1 protein-coding gene is annotated in these 356 nt (G+C 57.3%); it reads left to right on the forward strand.

The genetic code is table 11. From position 1 onward, the window contains the following. Positions 1-221: 221 nt before the first annotated feature. On the forward strand, positions 222-353 hold the full coding sequence (locus tag AC1D0P_RS32575; protein WP_477680496.1) for a hypothetical protein: 132 nt from the start codon (positions 222-224) through the stop codon (positions 351-353). Positions 354-356: the final 3 nt, after the last annotated feature.

Below are 356 nucleotides of genomic sequence, written 5' to 3' on the forward strand. Positions count from 1 at the left end.
CGGCAGCGATGCTGTCCACGACTTCGGGCACGGCGACGTGCTGACCCTTGACGACGTCAACTTTCACGACTTGTCGAAGGCCGATTTCCTGTTCTGAGGCCGCTGCGGCCGCCTCCGGCACAAGACAGCTCTCCTCTGATCTGCTTTCGCAGCGGTGTGCCCAGCCGATTGCATGGTTCCCCTGGCTACCGCACCGTTTGACGAAGCCAAGATCGAGCAACATGACGATCGGCTATGCGACGGCAGACGAGTTCCAGGTGATTGCGATCCAAAATGACTTCGGCCATACAAAATTGATGGCCGACGACTTCTACGCAACTATCCGCGCGGGTTCTTTTGAGCCTTCACAATAATGG

It is taken from the genome of Polaromonas sp. P1_G2 (assembly GCF_056405515.1).